At 38.4% G+C, this 20,414-nt stretch carries 14 protein-coding genes; 8 read left to right on the top strand and 6 right to left on the bottom strand.

Annotation, left to right across the window (positions count from 1 at the left end; translation table 11 throughout):
* Nucleotides 1-58: 58 nt before the first annotated feature.
* On the bottom strand, nucleotides 59-1,093 hold the full coding sequence (locus tag BC008_RS09195; protein ID WP_235595834.1) for an RNA-guided endonuclease InsQ/TnpB family protein: 1,035 nt from the start codon (nucleotides 1,091-1,093) through the stop codon (nucleotides 59-61).
* A gap of 123 nt (nucleotides 1,094-1,216) precedes the next feature.
* Here BC008_RS09195 and BC008_RS09190 point away from each other — a divergent pair, with 123 nt between their 5' ends.
* The 6 genes from BC008_RS09190 (at nucleotide 1,217) to BC008_RS09175 (ending at nucleotide 5,399) form a co-directional block, all read left to right on the top strand.
* Nucleotides 1,217-1,360 carry a hypothetical protein gene (locus tag BC008_RS09190; RefSeq protein WP_235595833.1) on the top strand — a complete coding sequence of 48 codons (144 nt, stop codon included), beginning with the start codon at nucleotides 1,217-1,219 and terminating at the stop codon, nucleotides 1,358-1,360.
* A 326-nt stretch (nucleotides 1,361-1,686) separates the two neighbouring features.
* Complete coding sequence (locus tag BC008_RS09185; protein WP_027844545.1) at nucleotides 1,687-2,016, top strand: PadR family transcriptional regulator; 330 nt, start codon at nucleotides 1,687-1,689, stop codon at nucleotides 2,014-2,016.
* A 1-nt stretch (nucleotide 2,017) separates the two neighbouring features.
* Nucleotides 2,018-2,167, top strand: coding sequence for a hypothetical protein (locus BC008_RS49345; RefSeq protein ID WP_161938094.1), 150 nt, complete (start codon nucleotides 2,018-2,020; stop codon nucleotides 2,165-2,167).
* A 584-nt stretch (nucleotides 2,168-2,751) separates the two neighbouring features.
* Entirely contained in the window at nucleotides 2,752-3,765 is a 1,014-nt protein-coding gene (locus tag BC008_RS51220; RefSeq protein WP_235595832.1) for a reverse transcriptase domain-containing protein, read from the top strand.
* A 79-nt stretch (nucleotides 3,766-3,844) separates the two neighbouring features.
* Nucleotides 3,845-4,483 (top strand): group II intron maturase-specific domain-containing protein, encoded by a 639-nt coding sequence (locus BC008_RS51215; RefSeq protein ID WP_235595831.1) that lies wholly within the window; start codon nucleotides 3,845-3,847, stop codon nucleotides 4,481-4,483.
* A gap of 61 nt (nucleotides 4,484-4,544) precedes the next feature.
* Nucleotides 4,545-5,399: a cytochrome b N-terminal domain-containing protein gene (locus BC008_RS09175; protein WP_082650521.1), complete on the top strand. Its 855-nt coding sequence runs from the start codon at nucleotides 4,545-4,547 to the stop codon at nucleotides 5,397-5,399.
* A 158-nt stretch (nucleotides 5,400-5,557) separates the two neighbouring features.
* Here the strand turns inward: BC008_RS09175 and BC008_RS09170 are convergent, their stop codons facing one another.
* On the bottom strand, nucleotides 5,558-9,196 hold the full coding sequence (locus tag BC008_RS09170; RefSeq protein WP_027844543.1) for a hypothetical protein: 3,639 nt from the start codon (nucleotides 9,194-9,196) through the stop codon (nucleotides 5,558-5,560).
* Between the two features lie 922 nt (nucleotides 9,197-10,118).
* Here BC008_RS09170 and BC008_RS09165 point away from each other — a divergent pair.
* Together BC008_RS09165 and BC008_RS09160 are read left to right on the top strand one after the other, a co-directional pair.
* Nucleotides 10,119-11,612: an efflux RND transporter periplasmic adaptor subunit gene (locus tag BC008_RS09165; RefSeq protein ID WP_027844542.1), complete on the top strand. Its 1,494-nt coding sequence runs from the start codon at nucleotides 10,119-10,121 to the stop codon at nucleotides 11,610-11,612.
* A 351-nt stretch (nucleotides 11,613-11,963) separates the two neighbouring features.
* Entirely contained in the window at nucleotides 11,964-15,200 is a 3,237-nt protein-coding gene (locus BC008_RS09160; RefSeq protein ID WP_027844541.1) for an efflux RND transporter permease subunit, read from the top strand.
* Between the two features lie 353 nt (nucleotides 15,201-15,553).
* Here the strand turns inward: BC008_RS09160 and BC008_RS09155 are convergent, their stop codons facing one another.
* The 4 genes from BC008_RS09155 to BC008_RS09140 all read right to left on the bottom strand — a co-directional run bounded on the left by BC008_RS09155 (nucleotide 15,554) and on the right by BC008_RS09140 (nucleotide 20,371).
* Nucleotides 15,554-16,453: a transposase family protein gene (locus BC008_RS09155; RefSeq protein WP_058183456.1), complete on the bottom strand. Its 900-nt coding sequence runs from the start codon at nucleotides 16,451-16,453 to the stop codon at nucleotides 15,554-15,556.
* 444 nt (nucleotides 16,454-16,897) lie between these two features.
* Complete coding sequence (locus tag BC008_RS09150) at nucleotides 16,898-17,413, bottom strand: hypothetical protein (RefSeq protein WP_058183455.1); 516 nt, start codon at nucleotides 17,411-17,413, stop codon at nucleotides 16,898-16,900.
* Nucleotides 17,414-17,666: 253 nt separating this feature from the next.
* A complete protein-coding gene (locus tag BC008_RS09145; RefSeq protein ID WP_027846657.1) occupies nucleotides 17,667-18,320 on the bottom strand; it encodes a hypothetical protein in 654 nt (217 codons plus the stop codon).
* Between the two features lie 29 nt (nucleotides 18,321-18,349).
* A complete protein-coding gene (locus BC008_RS09140) occupies nucleotides 18,350-20,371 on the bottom strand; it encodes a DEAD/DEAH box helicase (protein ID WP_082650520.1) in 2,022 nt (673 codons plus the stop codon).
* Between the last annotated feature and the right edge of the window lie 43 nt (nucleotides 20,372-20,414).

Raw genomic sequence — 20,414 nt, 5'->3', positions numbered from 1 at the left:
ATTTGTTTCTAGAATCAGTTTACTCTTCATATGAAGAGTGTACGGGAAATTATTTTTATTAGGAAGTTATTTTTGCGAGTGCCCTAAGAGATTTTTTAACTTTCGCTCCACAACTGGAACATTTTTGAGATGTGTAGTGTGGTGCGACAGCGATATATTGACGACCGTATTTCTCACAAAAGTATTCAAGCCACTCCCTAAACTGATACCACGCTGCATCGTTGATGGATTTAGCTAGACAGTGGTTCTTTACCATGTTCTTAACATTTAAATCTTCATAGGCGACTAAATCGTTAGATCGCATTAGCGTGAGCGCCAGTCTCTTGGCAAACTCGGTACGCTGCCTACTTACTCTTAAATGCTTGCGAGCATATACTTTTCTGGATTTACGGCGTCGATTAGAACCTTTTTTATGCTTGTAGATTCGACGTTGAGAACGTTTAATATTTTTCTCAGTTTTTCTCAAGAACCTTGGATTCTCAACATGATTCCCGTTGCTATCGGAGTAGAAGTACTCCAAGCCAACATCTAAGCCTATTTGATTTTCAGTTGGTTCTAGTTGCTGAGAATTGTCTACCTTGACGCAAAACTGACAGTAGTAGCCATCGGCACGATGTACCAAACGTACTCGTTTGATTAGCTTTACGTCGTAGGTATGAATATCCCATTTCCCCAAAAGTTTAAGTTCACCAATACCTTTTTTATCAGTAAAGGTTATTCGTCTTTTGGTCGGATCTAATTTCCACCCAGATACCTTGTACTCAACAGAACGGTTGTCTTTTTGAAATCTGGGAAAACCCTTTTTACCAGAAATTTTCTTCTTACAGTTGCCATAGAATCTGTCAATTGCTGACCATGCTCGCTCTGTTGCGGCTTGACAAGCTGATGAATTTAAATCTTTGACAAATTTGAACTCGTCACGTAGCACTTTAGAGTACGCACTCAGAACTACTTTATTAACTTTTTCTTCCCTAGGTGCATCCATCCAATATCTAATAGCTTTGTTCCGGATGAATTGGGTAGTCCTAATAGCATCCTTAATCGCTTGATATTGAATTTTCTTAGCAACTACCTTGTACTCCAGAACTAACACTTGTTTTTCCTTTGTCCCTTCACTAAACTATACTCAGTATAGCTAATGGTTCTAAATATGACAACAAGGAAAGGAAAGAAAAGGATAAAGAATCAACCAATACTTCATGAAGAACTTAAGAAGATGAGAGGCGTGTATTTAACCGAAAGCTCTTGGTTAGGAGCAAAAGAAAAAGCAATTAGAAGTGGTTTAAGTGCTTCTGAATATATAGAACAATTGATTAGAAAAGACCTTGACTGCACCTCATCCGGCGAAGCCACCCCGTAGGGTAAGGTGCACGTATTCATCCCACCCCTGGAAGGAGTGGGCTTTCTACTCCGACACTGTAATTGCAAGAATTAGCAGAGAAATTGCACCAGGAGAGCCAATATAGTTCTTTTTTTAAACAAATAACACTGTAGAGACGCGACATGTCACGTCTCTACGGGATAATCTGTTGCGATGATTTATTGAATTGATATTAGTTACACACGTATTGTGGATAACCAACCGTATTCCCAGGTAAGCGATTTGAAAATAATATATCCATTATTTAGATATATTGATATATTTGAATAAGTATATATTACCGATAACATTAACGAAAAATTCATATGAGCGATCTAGATCTAAGCCTTACTCCCAATCAGGAAGTGATTCTGTCAGCACTTCGTTTCAGAAAGCGCTATGGATTAGAAATTATGGAAGCAATAGAAAAAAGCGGTGGGAAGCAAATAAGATTTAATTCCCTCTATCCCAACCTCAAAAAGTTAGAGCAAAAAGGCTTTGTCAAATCAGAATGGGGTAAAGAAGCACCCGAACAGCACACAGGAGCAAGACGTAAATATTACCGAATTACCAGTAATGGAATGAAAGCTCTTGAGACTAAACAGCAGTTACTGGAAAACGTAGCTTATTGGATGTCTGAACCTGAAGGAGTGTGAAATGAATTCTAAGGATTTAGAGTTAGCTGGAAAAATCGGGGAGTTACTCAGCAATTTTTCCCAAGAGTGGGAAAATTATCAAGATTGGTTAAGAGGTATTGTTTCTTCACGGTCAGTTCTGGTGCGACCTGAAAGTCGTGTGCTGATGTGAAAACATCTTTAATGATTGGGATTCTATTATCCTCAGAGAATCTTATCTCTCTGTCCTCAAGTAAAAGGGTCACGTACCTCGCCTACGTTATGAGTAAGTAATGAAAATAACGGGATGCAAGGCACGAAAGCAAATCCTTCTGGCAGCCTAAGTCGGTAGGAATTGCAAGAGGAAAGCTGAAAATGGATTAACTACCGTGAATCTTCGTAAGCTTCGTGAGGCGTGAGAGGTGAAATAAGGCTGATACACCTCAACCAAAAGGTAAGCGGGTAGAATGAGGAATTTCAGAACGTTCTTCATTGATAAGACAAAACCCCCGTCGGAGTATAGAAGGAATCCATCTCGGCTGCAAATCAAGCACAGGAAACAGGGTAAGCCCTATGAGTTCTTAAGGAATAAGGTCGAACACTTAAGTAGGTCAACCGCAAGGAAGACGGAATTATTCAGAGGGTAAAGGAATCTGGAAAAAGCGAATGCCTGGGGTAATGCCCAGGATAGGAGTTCAAAATTTGCTCCATACCGAAAGGTAGCAAACTTCCAGGAGGTCTTCAACGATAATTTTTTCGTAAAGGACAACAACCAACGTGAAAGATAGAGTCAAATTTGACATCGGAGCGAAGGAACTTCTTCAAAACTGGTTACAAATAGATTGGAAATCAGTTAAGAAGAAAATCACAAACCTGAGACGAAGAATTTACCGGGCAATACAAGAGAACCAGTGGAATAAGGCTAGAAGCCTAATGAAACTAATGCTGCGTAGTTACTCCAACCTGCTGCTATCAGTGCGACGTGTTACCCAAGAAAACCAGGGTAAAAACACGGCGGGCATTGACGGACAAAAAGCAACAACTCCCATACAAAGAGTAAAGCTAGTCAAGGAAATGCTGACACATAGTCCGTGGAAGGCTCAACCAAGCAGAAGGATATACATTCCCAAAGCTAATGGAAAGAAACGACCACTAGGCATATCTACCATCAAAAACCGAATCGCACAAGCAATTGTTAAGAATGCATTGGAACCCTGCTGGGAAGCTCGTTTTGAGAACAACAGCTATGGTTTTCGCCATGGGAGAAGCTGTCATGATGCCATAGAACAATGCCACATGAGATTAAAGAAAGGCACAGATACATGGATCTTGGATGCTGATATCAAGGGTGCATTTGATAACATTTGTCACCAATACTTACTCAATACCATTGGACAAGTACCAGGTAGAGAGCTAATTAAACAGTGGCTTAAAGCAGGATACGTAGAAGCGGAAATATTTAACCCAACTAATAGTGGAACTCCACAGGGTTCCGTTATCAGCCCACTTTTAGCCAATATTGCTTTAGATGGGATGGAAAAACTACTATCCCAATACGAAAAAATCAAAGTATACAAATACCTTGAGAAAAAGACAGGCAGAATTAGAAAATGCCGCAAAAAAAGCAACAAATATGGCTTCTGCCGATACGCTGACGACTTTTTGGTTACAGCGCAATCGAGGGAAGATATTGAAGCAATTAAACCCATTCTCGAACAATGGCTAGCCGAAAAAGGACTGGAACTAAATCAGGAAAAAAACCAATATCGTTCATATCGAACAAGGAATTAACTACTTGGGGTTTAATATCCGACAGTTCCACGGGAGATGCCTGATAAAACCTGAAAAAGAAAAAGTTAAAGGACTTCTCTTGAAAATCAGGCAATGGCTTAAAAAACATCCCTGCCATAAACCGGTAGCCGTAATCAATTATCTTAATCCGATAATCAGGGGATGGGCAAACTACTACAAGCACGGGGTCAGCAAACAAGTGTTTTCCTACATCGACCACCACCTTTGGAAGGCACTATGGCAATGGTCAAAAAGGAGACATCCTAGAAAACCTAAGAAATGGATTAAAGAAAAATACTTCAAATCCATAAACGGTTATGACTACACCTTTGCAACCGAAACCAACGATAGAAGAGGTCGAATAAAAATCACTTCTATTGTGAGACTACCAACTATTCCCATTGAAAGATGGGTAAAAGTAAAGGGTAATGCCTCACCGGACGACCCCAAACTAATTGCATACTGGAAGCAACGCCAAACCACCCAAGGTAAAACCTATTGGGGAAAAGGAACTAAACTTTACCGAGTAGCCCAAAACCAAGGGTGGCATTGCCCAGTATGTGAAGAGCACTTGTTTAATGGAGAACAACTACATACCCACCACATAACCAAAGTGGCACAAGGAGGAACGGATAGGGAAGAAAACCTAATACACCTCCATAAGGCGTGTCATCAACATATACATATGGGTAAATCAAATGTATTGCAGAAGGCTTGAGCCGTATGAGTAGCAATAGTCAAGTACGGTTCTTAGGGGGCTGCGGGGTGGCGACATCCCAATGCTACCCGACATGGAGCGTCATCCGACTTGGAAAGCAACTGTGATTTTCCGCTGGCGTTTATTTTATTTTGCATTCTATGTTGCAAGTGCGATCGTCCTTCACCAAGTAGTCAAAAAAATTCAAGGTTTTTTCCATCGTGGAGATTCTTCACAGGTCAAAGCATTACCTGAGGGAAATATGATTGCAAATCGGTCCTTTAGATTCGAGCAATTTCAATATATCCTTCAACGAACAGCAACAATTTTGGCAATTGTAGAACTTACTCTGTGCGGTATCGCTGGTTTTACCGGTATTCTTTTAGCATTTTATTACCAACCTACAGCACTTGGAGCTTATGAATCTCTAACAACGATCGCGAATGAAGTTACCAATGGCACACTCATATTAAGTTTGCATAATATTGCTGGTAATGGTTTGATTGTCTTCGCGTTGGTTCAAATTGTCGTGATGTTTTTGGGACGTCAGTTTTTAGCACCTTGGTTAACAGCTTGGGTTAGTGGAATTGGTTTAGCGATCGCCGCCATTAGTCTGAGTTGGACAGCGATTTTACTTGATTGGGAACAAATGAGTTTTTGGCGTTTTAAGGTCGAACTCAAGATTGTTGGATCTATCCCTGCAATTGGTTCTTCTCTCCAAGATATTTTGTTAGGAGGAAACGGCATTGGTAGTATTACTTTGCAACATATGTATGCTCTGCATAGTTATATCTTGGCAATTGTAGCTATTTTTCTCTCTATTACTCATTTGGGCGCTCTTATCTGTCAGGAGCAACACTGGAAACCTGAAGATAAGCAATTGAGAATAAGTAATTTGTGTAGCGAGTCTGCTGCAAACAAAGACTCTTCCCTTTGACGCTCCCCACCCTATAGAGGGATGGGGTATTCGGTAGTTTTGATAAAAATTCAGATAATAGAACGTGCTGGTCATGACTTAACACTAGTCCAACCCAAGAAAGTTAATAGTGCTATTCTCAATTTTTTGAAAAAAGTGTTTTAACTTGAAAAACATATTTAATTTGAAAAAGGTGTTTTAATTCCAGGAATCTCATTCCCAAAGTCAGTAGGAGCCAATGGTTCTATATCCGGATTTAAACCACCGACTTGATTCGTGCGTTGAACCCATAGAGAAGCACCCAAGCGGAGAAAAATCATTGCTACGCGATCGTTTGCTAAACGAGGTAGGAGCGATCGCCAACTAGCTAAAGTCTTTAATATCGTTTCTGTTGGATTCTCAATGGGAAAGCTACCCAACGTTGGTCGATCATCTTGCCAATCAGGTCGTACTATTCCTAAAGGGGTCAACTCGGAAGATAAAGATTGAACTAAATTTATTAATTGGAGAAAACGCTTTGTTTGTGGATCTTCGGGATACCTTCGTAGCCATTTAACATAACTGGGATTTGATTCAAGCTCAGCAATAGTTCGTTTGAGAGAATGATAAAGCGCTTCTTGGGAATCTTGGACGCAAGAGTTTAATGGACCAACAAAAGTTGTTCCGGTACCATCTCCAATACGGTAACGTGCAGCCATTGTATCCAACTCGTGGATAATACAATCTAAAGGTGAAAATTTTAACCCATCGAAGTCATAATCTTCTGTTAAAGGGCTAAATTTTACCAATATATCTGAAATTGGGCGATAGCCTAAAAATCCCCATTGCCGATCGCCCATGTAGCGAATCCAAGAATTATTACCAGCAATAATAGCAGTATTGTTGTGGGTGTAAATCTGCCGATATTCGATATCAAAGTACAATTCTTGGCTTAAGGGTTCCCGAATGACCTTTGCAATCCCATAAGCAAAATGACCGAAGTAAATTCCTAATGGTGTAAATTCGGGATTTTTGCCACCAATACCACCAAAAACATGCATTACCAGAGCACGGTCGCCTTCTTTCCATTCATTTATTGCTGCAATTTCTAAGTCAAGCCTTTGCTCGAGAAAATCTGGAGTGGAAGACACGGTGGGATAAAGAAGAACCGTTGAGATTTGACCTTTATCATCAGCAACATCCCGCCAATACTCGTGATTAATATAATCTAAGGTTGCCTTTTCGCCAAAAATGACTCGATCTAAGGAAAGTGAAAGTAAATGATAGGGAGCTATGGCTTGAACAACAAAAGTACCATCACCATTTTTCGCCCCATAGATATACCAACCTTTTTCATTAATAACAGAGTTTTCAATTTGAAAGTTGCTAGAAGGGAAAACACCATCACGATCAGCAATTACAGAAGGAATGTAAACTATTTCTTCGGCACCATCAAAATTCCTTGAAGTACGGTTATAGTGACGCACCTTAAATAGATCGTTACCCAAATGTTGAATAATACTTACCAAACCATAAAAACGACCAGAAATTAGAATTGGATCGCGATCAATTTTAATTACACAACGTTCATTCTCATTATCAACCACCACAGGTTCTGGTAATTTGACAATTACATCATCTTTTGGTCTTGCACCAGCCAAAGATTCTAAAGGATCTACATGATGCCAATGATTGATTCTATCAGGGTGGATATTTCCTTGCTTTTTACTCGCCGTAACTTGTTCTATAAAATGAACATTCTGGGTGACCCTTTGCACATAAGCTTGAACTTCTGGCTGTTTACTCCAACGTAAAATAACAGTCTGACCTAAAAGATGTTGGTAATTTGCATCAGCATGGTGAACTTCAAAAAATACGCCTTTTGTAACTTGACGTTGTTCTTGAGTTGGTAATATCAAACGTCCGAGCCAAGTTCCAATAGGTTGATAAAGTTCTGAGTCAACTGATTGATTTACAGGGTAATAATTATAATCGCTAAAAATACCTTGCTGATAAAGTTCGTAATTACTAGGTTTTAGTTTTCTTGGATTAAACCCTGTTAAAGTCCAATCCTTAAGTAAAATTCCAGTTACCATATCCAATGTCTGACGTAGGTTAGTCTGACCATCGGACAAAAATTCTTCTTGGGAAAAAGGACCATCAATACCGTTGTGACCTACTGGACCTAAAGAAATAAAGCTAAACTTACCGCGACGTTTAGCACGATTCCAGTTGGACAAAAAGAAAACTAACCAGCGCCCAGGAAACATAATAGGACCAACTTTCTCCACGCGATCCTGTTCCCCTACCAAATGGTAAAGGTGCTCGATTTCCATTGCTCCTGTATTACCACTAATTACCCCAGCTAAGGAAATAACTTCTATTGGTGCACCTGTCAGCCTTTTGAGAAATGATGCTGCTCCCATGGACATTTGTCCACCACCACTAAATCCGATTAGGGTGATAGGCGTACCACTACCAATTTCATAACCATTGTTTAGTAAACTTTGCCATAAGACTCTTGCTAATCCTTGATTTTGAACCTGTCCGTAGCGCGAATCTGCAGAAACAGCAACGGCAACAATATTACGAATATTAATAATAAAAGCAATTGGATTGCTGGGATTTTTTAGAGCAATGGAATCAATGACACGCCACAAAAATCCTAAAGCCCCTTCCTTTAGAGTTTTATTTCTCGCCGAGTAGGGCATAATTCCTTTGACTACTAGAACATTTGGAGGGAGAGCAGTAGCCAATTGGTCAAGGAAAATTTTTACACCTGGTAAATACTGGTAGGAACCTTGATTAATCCCATCCAAGTAAATTACATAGCGAGCAATTTGAGTTTGAGGAGAAATAGGTTTAACTGAAGTACCCAGCCTTATAGCTTCATTACCGTACCATCCAGCCCACCAACCCAAAGATTCTAGAGGAGTCAGAAGTATGGAAACAAGTAGAGCGATCGCACTAATAAACACCAATTGAAGCAAAAGTTTGATTCCTTGGGTAACTGCACCAAACCAAACAGCTACCCAGTTTTGTGTTATCAGCGATATTAAAATCAGGACAATACAAACAGCAAATGCGATGACTCTGAAGTTGATAAAACGTTTGCTCTGAGATTTTTTGACCTGAGATTTTTCGACCTGAGATTTTTGAACTGCCTCCTGTACCCGTTTTTTTGTTGATTTGGAACGAGAAGAAGATTTCCTACTGTCCTCCACTGGAACATCGAAGCTCCTTCCATTTCTGTCTAATTCCGTTCCAGCGACCTTATTTGACAGCCATCGACCACAAGCTGTAACCGGACGACCGATAGTACGCTGCAAAATCTGAAACAGCAACCATCCCAACCCTGCACAAATAAAAGAACCCCAAACACCCAACCCAGTTAAAACATTTAAGCCTGTTACCATCCCCAGCAAACTCCACACCGATAACAGTACGAAAATGGGTATACCTAAGTAGGGTAGTCCTCCCAAAAAATCAAAAATCTGCGGTGCATAACTCAAACTTAATACCCGAGCTACGCTACCAAAACCAACGTTACTTTTAAAAACGATAGTACTAGTCAACCAAGTACTGAAAGCCCAAAATTCAAAAGAAAAAGCAAATATGATTGCTGCAACCAAAAGACTTAAAAAAAAGCGAAATGGTTTGACTCGATTAAGAAAGAGGACTACACACTGACCAATTGCTTGTGATAACCCTGCTATTAATACAAGCATCAGCGCTACTTTTGATGCATCAGGTAAAATATTAATTAACCTAAACGCTTCAGGGTTTAGGGAGAGTGCGCCAGATACCAAATACCAAAATCGATCCACAGCAGTTTCCATAATTTTTATTGCTCAAAGATATCTTGCCTAGGTTGGATCGGCAATAAAGTTAGATCTGTAATAAAAGCTGGAATGGTAGAAGCCTGAGTAGAAGTCTGAAATTAAAAATTTCAAGCACTAAAAATTTCAAACACTAAAAATTTAGAATTTCCTATTGGTACATCCGCAAATTTAAAGACAAAATTTATAACCAATCGTAGATAAACAATTGTAGGTCTCAGCTTAAAAATTTATTTTTTTGGTTGTGAGGGTTTAACATCATTTTAGGACTGACTTTTTGGGCATTAAGCAAATTCTATACTTAACAAAGTAATAGTATATTTTACTACTTTGAGTCAATAACTAAAATAAAAAAAGGCTTAAGATTTGGAACATTTGTTTCAAACTAATAATATTATTTTAAGCCGTTTTAGTATCGAATCAATATCGAATAAATTTTATGTGCTTGTGCCAAACTTATTTATTTACAAGCGAATTAATAAATAAATAAATCTATCTGAGATTGTAATTTTTTGTAAAGCAAGTATGTTTTAAATTATTAAATTGAAGGAAAACAAAAACCGGTAGTTGTTTTTAGAGACCTAACTCTTACTCTGAAAGACTTTAGTAAGTTATTATAGAGAAATTTTAGCTCGCCCGGGCATGCAAGATAGTTTTCTGAATTAGGGCGAATATATTAAAGAATTGCAATTCAACAAATTGAGTAAAATATATATAAAGATAGATGCTGAAAATACAGCAGCTTTTATTTATGCAAATAATCGATTTAAGTTAGTTGTGCTCTCTAAGTCTTAAAATAGTAACTAACAATTGAACACTAATTTTGGCTAATCGATCTTAAAGAATAATTTTGATTTCTATTTTTTCACAGATATAACTGCTAATTTTAGAATATTTATACCTTAGTCAATATTGTGTTGCAATGACTATAGAACAACATAAAAGCATTGAAAAAGCATCTGAATCGGTTGACAATGTCGATGCTTCACAATCTGTCGGCAAAGTCAATGTTTCACAATTTAAAAAAAATATTACCAGTCAATCAAAGTGGTTGTTGTTATCAGGTGCTATTTTTCTATTTGCGGGTGGAATAATACTTTGGCGCTCTGTTCCTAGTTCTCAGAAACCTTCAGAGGAAATCAAAAATAATCTCAACCAAGGAAGACTTACAGTAAGAACTGTACCTGTAACAGTTGGATCCATACAAGCTTGGGTTTATGGTGATGCAACTGTTAATGCCGTGACTAAAAAACATCTTACCTTCCAGGCAGAAGGGACTATTGATTATATTAAAAAAGTTAAAGGACGAGACTTGCGGGAAGGCGATAGAGTCAAAAAAGGGCAACTATTAGCTCGAGTAGATCGCCGAAAACATGATGCAGATATAACTGTAGCAGCTGCGGGACATATTGAAGCTAAAAATCAGGTGCGCGATGCAGTTGCGAGTTTAAGACAAGCTGAAGAATCTTTAGCACAAGCCAAAGCTGAATTGCAAAAGGCGATTACAGATAAGAATTTTGCCCAAGCAGATTTGAAAAGATATCAAGAACTTTTCGCAGAAGGGGCAGTAGAAAAGCGAGAATTGGATCTTAAAGAAACAAACTATAAAAATGCTCAAGCCGGAGAAATTACAGCAGAAGCTGGGGTACGTTCTGCTCAAGCTCAGCTAGCAGCAGCTAAAACCCGCGTCGATACTGCCGAAGCAGGAGTGAAATCGGCTAATGCTAAACTTACCCAAAGCAATGTACAAAGCGAAGACACTGAGATTGTCGCTCCCTTTAATGGAATAATTTCCCGTCTCAATATCCGTGAAGGAGATTATTGGACACCACAAAGGGTTAATGCAGGGGCTGAATACCAAAGTATTATCGAAAGATTACCAATTATTGTCATCGATCCCAATCGTTTTGAGGTCAATGTTGAGTTACCAGCTTTTCAGGGAGCAAAAGTAAAACGAGGACAGCGAGCTTTTATCATTCTTGATCGCGAACGCTCCAAAGCAAATTCAGGAAGGATTACAGGGGAAGACTTAATGAAGTTAGCTAGCGCCCAAGGGAAAGTTTTTTCTGTCAGTCCTTCAGTATCTCCTGGAGAGCGTTCGGTTCGTGTCACCATCCGCATAAATGAAGGTATATCTAATATCCAAGATGGAGAACAAGTTTCTGCTTGGATTGCAACTGACGAGAAAAGTCGTGCAACTGTTGCACCTTTTAATGCTTTTGTTTTCCGCGATCGCAAATCTTATGGTTTTGTAGTTAATGAAGAAAAAGGAATTGTCGAACAAAGAGAGATTAAAGCAGGAATTGAAGGATTGGCAAAACAAGAAATTCTTCAAGGAGTAAAACCAGGAGAGAAATTAGTTACGGATGGGAAAAACCGCTTGGTAAATGGCGCACCTGTAGAAATCATTCCCTGAGATTTATTCTCCAAATTTATTCTCTAAAATCTACAAGCTTATAAAACACGACTAATGTGAACTAAATTCAGCCTTGTAATATCAAGGGTTTCAATAACCGGCTTATAAATCGAATTTGTGATTATTATCACGAATTTACGTCATTTCAGCTTCTAATTCACATAAGGCGTAAAACTTGTTTGGAAATTTTAAGCTCATCCCAAACTAAGAATTCAAGTTACTAATTCAAATTAGAAATTTAAGCTTCAAATCGAAATTATAAGTAAAAATAAAAAATTTGAATTATAGACTTACTCTAATTGCTTATTTAAATTATAAGTTCCTGTTATTTCCTTAACGCCAATATTCGCTATGAGTCAGATACTAGATCCTCCAGGAAAACATCCACCAAGGGACGGATATAATAACCCCAAACAAGTTAAAACATCACCTGTTACTAAATTCTTTTTTCTTCAGACAGTATTTGCCATTCTCCTATCGGTACTACTGATAGTAGGCGGTTTAATGGGTGCAACTTCGATGGTAAAAGAAGGCGACCCCGATATTAACATTGCGATCGCAAATATTGAAACAACTTGGGGTGGAGCCGATCCGGAAACAATTGAGAATCAAGTTACAGACAAAATTGAGAAAGAATTAAAATCGCTCAAGGGTTTAAAAGATTTAAGTAGCGCTTCCTTTAATGGTTCTTCTATCATTCAGATTGAATTTGTCGCCGAAGCACCCATAGCTGAATCAATTGCTTTGGTTAGGGCTGAGGTAGATGAAGCAAAACCAGAAATTGCCAGTGAAGCCGACGAACCTAAAGTAGAACAAATATCTACTCAAGATGTTCCCGTTCTCACACTTGGCTTATATGGAGATATTGACCTCCCAGTACTAAGTAAAGCTGCTGAAGAAATAGAAGATATTTTAGAAACTGTTCCCAATGTCCGCAAAGTAGATTTAAGTGGTAATCGTGAAGAAGTAATTCACGTCCAGCTTATTCCTTCCCGAATGGTTGCAATGGGAATATCGGCAACTCAAGTCAGAGATGCAATTCAAAAGGGAAACCGAGATTTACCTTGGGATCAAATTGAAAGTGATGAAATTGGTTCCCAGTTACGTTATTATGGCAGATTTCGCAGTCTAGAGGATTTAAGAAATTTACCAGTAGCCCGTTTGGGGAATAATACCCAAGGAGGACAAGGGCGAGAAGGACGAGTAGTAAGTCTACGAGAAGTTGCACAAGTCAGGCGAGATTTAGAAAGAGAAAAAAATCGAGCTTTCTTGAGTTCCCAACAAGGAGATTTCCAAACATTTGTTAACATCGATGTAGTTAAAGTCCCTGGTTCTGACACTATTCAGGTCATTAATAATTCTTTAGCAGCGATCGAGTCCGTCAAACAAAATCCGGGTATATGGCCACATGGAATGGAATATCGGGTGATTAACACCGATGCCGATGAAATTAATGATGATCTATTAAGTGTATTTAATAATGCTTGGCAAGGTGTTTTAGGGGTTTTTATCGTCCTCTTGTTTGCCTTAACATGGCGAGAAGCAATTATCGCAGGTTTATCTATCCCCCTGACTTTTTTGGGAGCTTTAGCTGTCTTATTTCTTCTCGGTTTCACCCTTAACAAAATGGTGCAAGTCGGGATGATTTTGGCATTAGGGCTGCTTGTGGATGTATTTATCCTAATGATGGAAGGGATGCACGATGGTATCTTTGTTGAGGGTTTGAGTTTTAACAAAGCTGCTTTAAAAACAGTCAAAACCTATGCAGTTCCTGCTTTTTCTGGACAATTAACTACCATTTTGGCGTTAGCCCCCTTAATGGCTGTTAGCGGAACCATGGGTAAATTTATCCGCTTAATTCCCATAAGTGCAATTGTTTGCTTGGTACTCAGTTATATCATTGCTTTATTAGTAGACATTCCCCTGTCTCGTTATTTATTGGGGAAGATACAAGCTAAAGGTCAAAAAAGTAAAGTCGATCGTTTAACTGAAACAGCTTCTGAAAAATTTCGTAAATGGAGTTTAGCAACCACAATTCGTAATAAAACTACTGCTAGGATTTTTGCTTCCGGTGCGTTAGCTTTATTTATTACTTCAACGATTTTAGTAGGTACTATTCCCGGTACTCTTTTCCCAGAAAGTGATGGACGTAAACTAAGCATTAACATTGAATTACCCCCAAGAACAACTCTAGATAGTTCTCAACAGGTAGCTAATGAAGTTGGCGAACTATTAAAAAATAAAAGCTATTTAGAAAGCGTAATTAAATTAGTTGGTCAGCGTAGTAGTTTAGTTCAGGAAAGCGGGATCAAACCCAATAATGGTAATTATTTGGTAGGTTTTTCAGCGGTTTTCACTCCCGAAGAAAACAGAGCAAAACCTTCCTTTGAATATGTAAATGAACTAAGAAAGGAATTGAATACCACCCTGCGTAAGTACCCAGGAGCTTCTTTAGTAGTTAGCGGTCAATCCACAGGAGAGGGGGGTGACCCAATCGAAATAGAATTAACGGGTACGGATATGGACGAACTACGTCGTATCTCCGGAGAGGTACAATTAGCTCTCAGACAAATACCTGGGGCGATTGATGTCCGAGATGACTTAGGAGTATTACGACCAGATATTAAACTACGCCCCCGTCGAGAAGCCATAAACTTTTATGGGTTATCTGATGATGATTTAGCTTCACAAGGACGTTACCTGATGACCGATAATGATATTGGTGATTTTCCCATCGGTGGTGGAGAAGAAGATTTAGAAATACGTCTTAGTACTATGTGGTCTTCCCGTGAGGGAGCAGTTGGTGGTCCAACTCGTCGCGATGAATTACTGAGTATCCCTATCCTTACATCCAATGGAACAACCATTGCCGGAACTCAGGTGTTAGAAATAGAATTTGGTAACGCACCTTTATCCATCACCCATAAAGACGGACAGCGCACTGTTACTGTATTAGCCAAAAATAACGACCGCACAGTGGGAGAAATTGTTGCCGATTTAGAACCCAAACTACAGGAAATGAAACGTAAATGGGTTCAAGGTTATGACTATAAATTTGCTGGAGAACTAGAAACTCAGGGAGAAACCTTTACATCAGCAGGACAGATGGCAATTGTAGCTCTATTTCTGATCTTTGCTGTACTAGTAATTCAATTTAGTTCTTTTACCCAGCCATTTATTATCATGTTGGCAATTCCTTTTGCCCTCATTGGTACTTTTTCAGGCTTTTTCCTTTTACAAATTCCAATTTCCTTCCCTGCGGTTATCGGTATGATTGCTTTGACTGGAATTGTGGTTAATGATGCGATCGTGATGATCGAAACCATGAACTCCCATAGGGAAAAAGGTATGTTGGTGAAGGATGCAGCAGCTAGAGGTGCAGCAGATAGATTAAGACCAATTTTAACTACCAGTATTACTACTATTGTTGGCGTAATCCCTCTAGGATTAGGCGATCCCATTTGGTTCCCCTTAGCTAGTGCGATCGGTTTTGGTTTAGTTGCTTCTACCCTAATTGCTTTGCTAGTAATTCCTTGTTTATATCTGTTATTAACCCCAAATAATTCGACAGCGAGTCTTGAATCTTAAAAGGTAACTACATCAAGTAGCTTAAACAAGGAATTTTTCTGGAGTTGACGATTTATTTTTGGAGTGAGAGACGTACTACGGTGCGTCTCTACATATTTTTGTAGAAAAATTTTGTACTGCAACTTTTTTGATGAGAATTTGTAATCAAAAATTTGTAATCACAGGAGCTTGCAATCAAGAAACCAAGAGACCCGTCCTAAAATTTACAAGGCAGTATTTACAAGGCTTTGAGACCAATCCTTGCAGATTCTCTTTCAACGTAAAAATTAAGGTTTGATACAGTTACTGATAGTTTAGAGCAGAAAAATACAGTTACATAATTATATGCGATCGCTAGTTTTTATTAACCTTAATTAACTGGTTAAAACCAAAGTACCAATTCGTAGTCTAACTAAGCCACAAACTGTTAAAATTATTTCCTTATAAACATTCGAATTTAACCTAAATCTTTGTGAGGCTATTTTAAAAACTCTTACGATTCTTATTAAATGTTCTATGTATATACGCTTGCTTGATAGAATCCTATTTTCTATTTTTTGTTGTTCATTTAATTGCTGTTTTCTTTTTTTCTTATGAGGAGTAGTAATATTTTTACCACCTTGATATCCTTTATCACCCTCAAATCCTTGTTGCTCATCAAATTTATTCTGTTGTTCTCTAAATAAATTAATGTCTGCTGTTGGACCAGGAAATCCTACTTCTACATCAACTATATCTTGACCATTAGGTAAGCTTACTAACTGACTTTTTAAAGTGTGTTGCTTTTTCTTTCCAGAGTAAAACTTTTTTTGTTTTTCGTTATCAAATGGTCTTTCAATCGGCTGTTCTAGGCTATCTACTAGTAGTTTAAAATTTATCAAAATTTCTTGTACAATGATTAAATCACCTTCTTTATCTTCAACTTGTTCTAACAAACTAGAGGGTAATATTTCTCGTAATATTTTTATCCAGTAATGAAAAGTAATGTGCGCCTCACTTTTGGATACACCAAACAGCATTCCTAATATCTCAAATGTTGGTATTTGTCTGAGATAAAATAAACATAAACATATTTGTTCTACAGATGATAATAATTCTTTACGTCCTCCGCCAGGAGAATTAATTCTTATTTTTTGACTCTCTTTTTCTTTTTGGATTTTAATATGCTTGTTTAATGCTGCTTTAAGTAGTGCTTGATATTGTTCGTAACTGATGCCTAAAAGTTGTTTTGTTCTTTGAGGATATTTTTGAATATACTTGAAGACAATAGACATTTTTAATCAAAATGGTAGAGTACTAATTTTCCTTTCTACCATTTTTTTGTACCTATATTAATATTTTGGACGGGTCTCTTGTTTTGGTATTCCAAAACCTGGTAATTGAAAAAACTGACCAATTTTTTGAATATGGTAACTTACCATGCCCAGACTACCAATCTCCATCTTCTGAATTATTTTTGGTTAATAAATTGGCATCAATAATCAAGAATTGGTTTGAATCTTGCTAATAAATATTCTTTGAGAAAAAATATCAATCTCGCCAAATTGAAGATAAAGTTTCCCAGGATAGCTGGATTTCTGATTTTAGTCTTTCAACAAAACTGGGATTCACCAACAGTTGTGGCATCAGTAATGCCTGGACGTCTATTCTTTAGAAGAAGTCAATTGAGATTGGTTTAAATAAAAATATTTTGTTTTAATATTCTTGAGCTATTAGTTCTAATTGTGGTTGTTGGAGTCTGTATGAAGATTTGATTCAATGTTCACGAGCCAGCGATCAATAATTTGATAGATTTGACTTATTTGATCTTGAGAATAGCCATTTGCCAACATCCAATTTTCAAACAAGTTATTCCCTGTTGAAATCTGTTCCCACATTGCATCAAATTCTGCTCCTGAAATACCTATTGTCACTAGAAAATCAGCTCGCTTGAAGGGAATAATACCGTCAGCTATTAGTTGCAATAAAGGGCGTTGGTTTTCTAGTACCAACTGCTCTAAAAAATCACGAATCTCCCTTTGTCGCTCCACAGCTAAACGTGCTGCATCCATCTGTTGGTCTAACCGAAGTTGAACGCGACTCAGACCACCGGAGGTCAACCAACTTCTAATATCATCTATTGCACTAGAAGTCAGTCGAAATCGATCCGTTTGCAGTAGGGTAATTGCTCCCTCAAAACTTCTACGTAGAACTTCACGCCAATTATCACGTTCTAGATATTCGATTAGTGACATGTTGAACGGGTATTTATAACTCTTAGTAATTTAAACATAAAATTATCATCTACCCCAATTAGCCTGCATTATCCTGGTAAGAAAAATAATAAAGTGTATTCAGGAGTCATATCTAAATTCTCCACTCAATTAACTTCACCAGTTTGTTACTAATATCAAAAAACTCTGAAAAATTAAGCTTTTCTCGCAACGATATCAAAGGTGTGCCAATTATTTTTATCACCGAGTGCGGTATAACCAATAAACTCTTTTATTAACGGCCAACAATCCCATCAGCTAAAGGCTTTATCCGAATTATGAGAAATGGAGGCTTAGTATCATTTTTGCCAGCGTTTAGTGGAGGGGTACGATGTAACTGATTGATGACGCTGTATAAATATCCATCTTTACTAAAATCGTTGAGAAATGAATTTGCAGTAGTAACAGGAAATGGTAAAGATATAACTTGTTCTAACTTGTTAGTGCGGGTGTTCCAACCAACTAATTGTGGTGTAACTTTACCCCTCATACCGTTGTCTAGCATCCAAACAATACTATTGGAGTCAGATTGAATACCTAAAACTGCATCCAAGCCAACTCCTTTTTCATTTCTACCTTGGGACCATTTAAGATTAGGGAAGGGAGTAAGTTTTCCATCTTTACTCACCTCTACAACCCGACTTGGAGTTTGGTAGAACTGATGAAGACTGATAATAATTCTACCATCAGGGGTTACGGTGATATTTCCAGGAATTTGATTGACGGCAGCAACAATTTCAGTTCCAGAGGAATCAACTTCAGAAGTCTGATTTTGGAGTTGTGACTTTTGACTTGGTTCTTGGGCTTGTATATATTTTTGCGAACTAATAATTATTGTTAAAGTCAAGGAAGTTAGTAGTAATAGTAAAAACTTCGATTTGCGTATCATGGAAAAAGAGATTGGAGATTAGGGCAGCATCAGGAATTATTTTGACTGATAGCATCCAATAAAAACAAGCCAATATCCTTGTGCAATCCCAAGTTATTCTGAGGACAGCCAGGTGAGTGTAAACATCGGGGACAACCTCCTTGACAATCACATTCAATTGCTAATGCATAAGCTTTGGCAGCAAAACGAGGTAATTGATGGAATATCGCTTCTGCTGCACCATTACCACCTTCACTAGTATCGTAAAAATAACCAGTTGTTTTCCCTTCTTTTTCCATGACTATTCCATCAACATCTAAACTGGAAGATAAAACCACCAATGGTACGGCTTTTACTATTTGGTGTTGTATGCTGTGGAGTGCGGTTAATTCAGGACTGCTAGTCCACAAAGCTTTGAATTGCTCTGGAATGTCCTTATATTCACCATAACGTTGCAAAATTTCTTTTTTGTAGGAACTAACTTCCGTAGCAATTGCTGTTTGTAGCTCTTGATTTACTTCAACTAAAACGCAAGGTGCTTGGTATTTAGTAATGTATGGCTCCTCAAATTCTACTTCTGACTGAAGACTTGTCACTTCTGCCGAATATATAGGACTTTTGCATTTGGAACAGGTTTTACCTTGGAGTGGTTTCTTATAATTGCTACAGCCCTGATTTTTACAAGTTCTCCCATAAGTACGTTTCATTAACCTGTAGCCGGTAACAGAATTAGTAATTTCTCCCCAAACCAGGGTTAAGCAAAATCTACCATCTTTAATATGAGTAGGAATAATCTGCGGTGGTGCCAGTTTAGCAAGGGGTTTAATATCAAGTTCTGATTCAGCTTCGGTATATAAATCCGTATTTTTAGCTAAAAAAGCTAGTTTGGCTTCTCCTCGTAGTTCATCCAAACTTTCGCTGCGGTAAGCAATAATTTCTCCTGTTTCATCTTGGAGAAAATAGATCGCTTGGGGGAATACTTCCCGGTGTGCCAGGGGGAGGGACATTTTTTCTAAAATTTCCCCACAATGCTTGTCAATCAAAGAAATTGAAGTTTGGCTGCTACTTCTGATGTTGACATTTTTGTGTGGATATCCCCTTCCCCACAACTTGCCTTTATTAGTTAAAGCAAGTTTGTTTTGTTGTAGTAAGGAATCGGCTATTCTACCAGCCACTTTACCAAAACGGCTGTTTAATTCTCCCAAATCAAGGCTACTTTCAATGCAACCACATTCCAGATGTTTACCAAGAATTGTCGGGTAATCGGGATTAAATGCAGCACATTCCATTTCTGACGATAACAACTGTTCTGGATGCTGGGCATAAAAGACATCAATGGGGTTTTGTCCCAGAGGTAGATATATCACCAACCCGTGTTTTTTGCGTCCGGCACGCCCTACCCGTTGCCAGAAAGACATTAAACTACCGGGAAAACCACGGATTAAACAACAATCTAATTCAGGTAAATCAATACCTGCTTCCAAACTAGAAGTGGCGATAATTACTTTAATTTTTCCAGTCTGCAGTTTTTGGATGATTTCCCTGCGACGGTCGCTAGTCAAAGAACTGTAGAATATGGCTACTTTGGAGGCAAGATAGCTTAATCCTTGGCGTTGGCTTTCCCGTTGAATTAAGCCCAATAAACCCTTAACAGCGGCACGGGAGTTGCAAAATACAATTCCGCTTAAGTTATGTTGCAACCAAGAAATGACTATCTTGCAGGCTTCCACATTGGCAGCACTATTGGGGGCAAGGGATAATAGGGTTCTTCCGGCACTTGGGGCACCACTGCGGGAAATTAGGTGCAATCTTTCTGGGTGATGGGTTCTACCACTGAAGCGCAGTGCCATTTCTTGAGGATTACCAATTGTGGCACTAGAACAGATGAATTGCAGCTTCTGGGAATTACCACCCACCGTATCAACTGCTAATCGCAACCTCCGCATTAAGTTGGCAAAGTGTGCGCCAAAAGCACCGACGTAGGTGTGACTTTCGTCGATTACTATCCATCGCAATTGTTTGAGAAATAATTGTAGCGACCTGAAATCATAATTACTCCGACCCGAAATCATCCGCGTTTTGAGACCACATTAAATGAAACTATAAAATCGCCTC

This window comes from Mastigocoleus testarum BC008 (assembly GCF_001456025.1).
GTDB classification, from domain to species: Bacteria; Cyanobacteriota; Cyanobacteriia; order Cyanobacteriales; family Nostocaceae; genus Mastigocoleus; species Mastigocoleus testarum.
Note: the sequence above shows the minus strand (reverse complement) of the source record. Positions and strands in the feature narration are given on the sequence as shown.

Bases quoted from the DNA above. Each gene is read 5' to 3' on its own strand.
- BC008_RS09155 (WP_058183456.1), bottom strand. From the start codon at position 16,453: ATGTCTATTGTCTTCAAGTATATTCAAAAATATCCTCAAAGAACAAAA.
- BC008_RS09175 (WP_082650521.1), top strand. From the start codon at position 4,545: ATGCTACCCGACATGGAGCGTCATCCGACTTGGAAAGCAACTGTGATT.
- BC008_RS09150 (WP_058183455.1), bottom strand. From the start codon at position 17,413: ATGTCACTAATCGAATATCTAGAACGTGATAATTGGCGTGAAGTTCTA.
- BC008_RS49345 (WP_161938094.1), top strand. From the start codon at position 2,018: ATGAATTCTAAGGATTTAGAGTTAGCTGGAAAAATCGGGGAGTTACTC.
- BC008_RS09170 (WP_027844543.1), bottom strand. From the start codon at position 9,196: ATGGAAACTGCTGTGGATCGATTTTGGTATTTGGTATCTGGCGCACTC.
- BC008_RS09145 (WP_027846657.1), bottom strand. From the start codon at position 18,320: ATGATACGCAAATCGAAGTTTTTACTATTACTACTAACTTCCTTGACT.
- BC008_RS09160 (WP_027844541.1), top strand. From the start codon at position 11,964: ATGAGTCAGATACTAGATCCTCCAGGAAAACATCCACCAAGGGACGGA.
- BC008_RS09165 (WP_027844542.1), top strand. From the start codon at position 10,119: ATGACTATAGAACAACATAAAAGCATTGAAAAAGCATCTGAATCGGTT.
- BC008_RS09140 (WP_082650520.1), bottom strand. From the start codon at position 20,371: ATGATTTCGGGTCGGAGTAATTATGATTTCAGGTCGCTACAATTATTT.
- BC008_RS09185 (WP_027844545.1), top strand. From the start codon at position 1,687: ATGAGCGATCTAGATCTAAGCCTTACTCCCAATCAGGAAGTGATTCTG.
- BC008_RS09190 (WP_235595833.1), top strand. From the start codon at position 1,217: ATGAGAGGCGTGTATTTAACCGAAAGCTCTTGGTTAGGAGCAAAAGAA.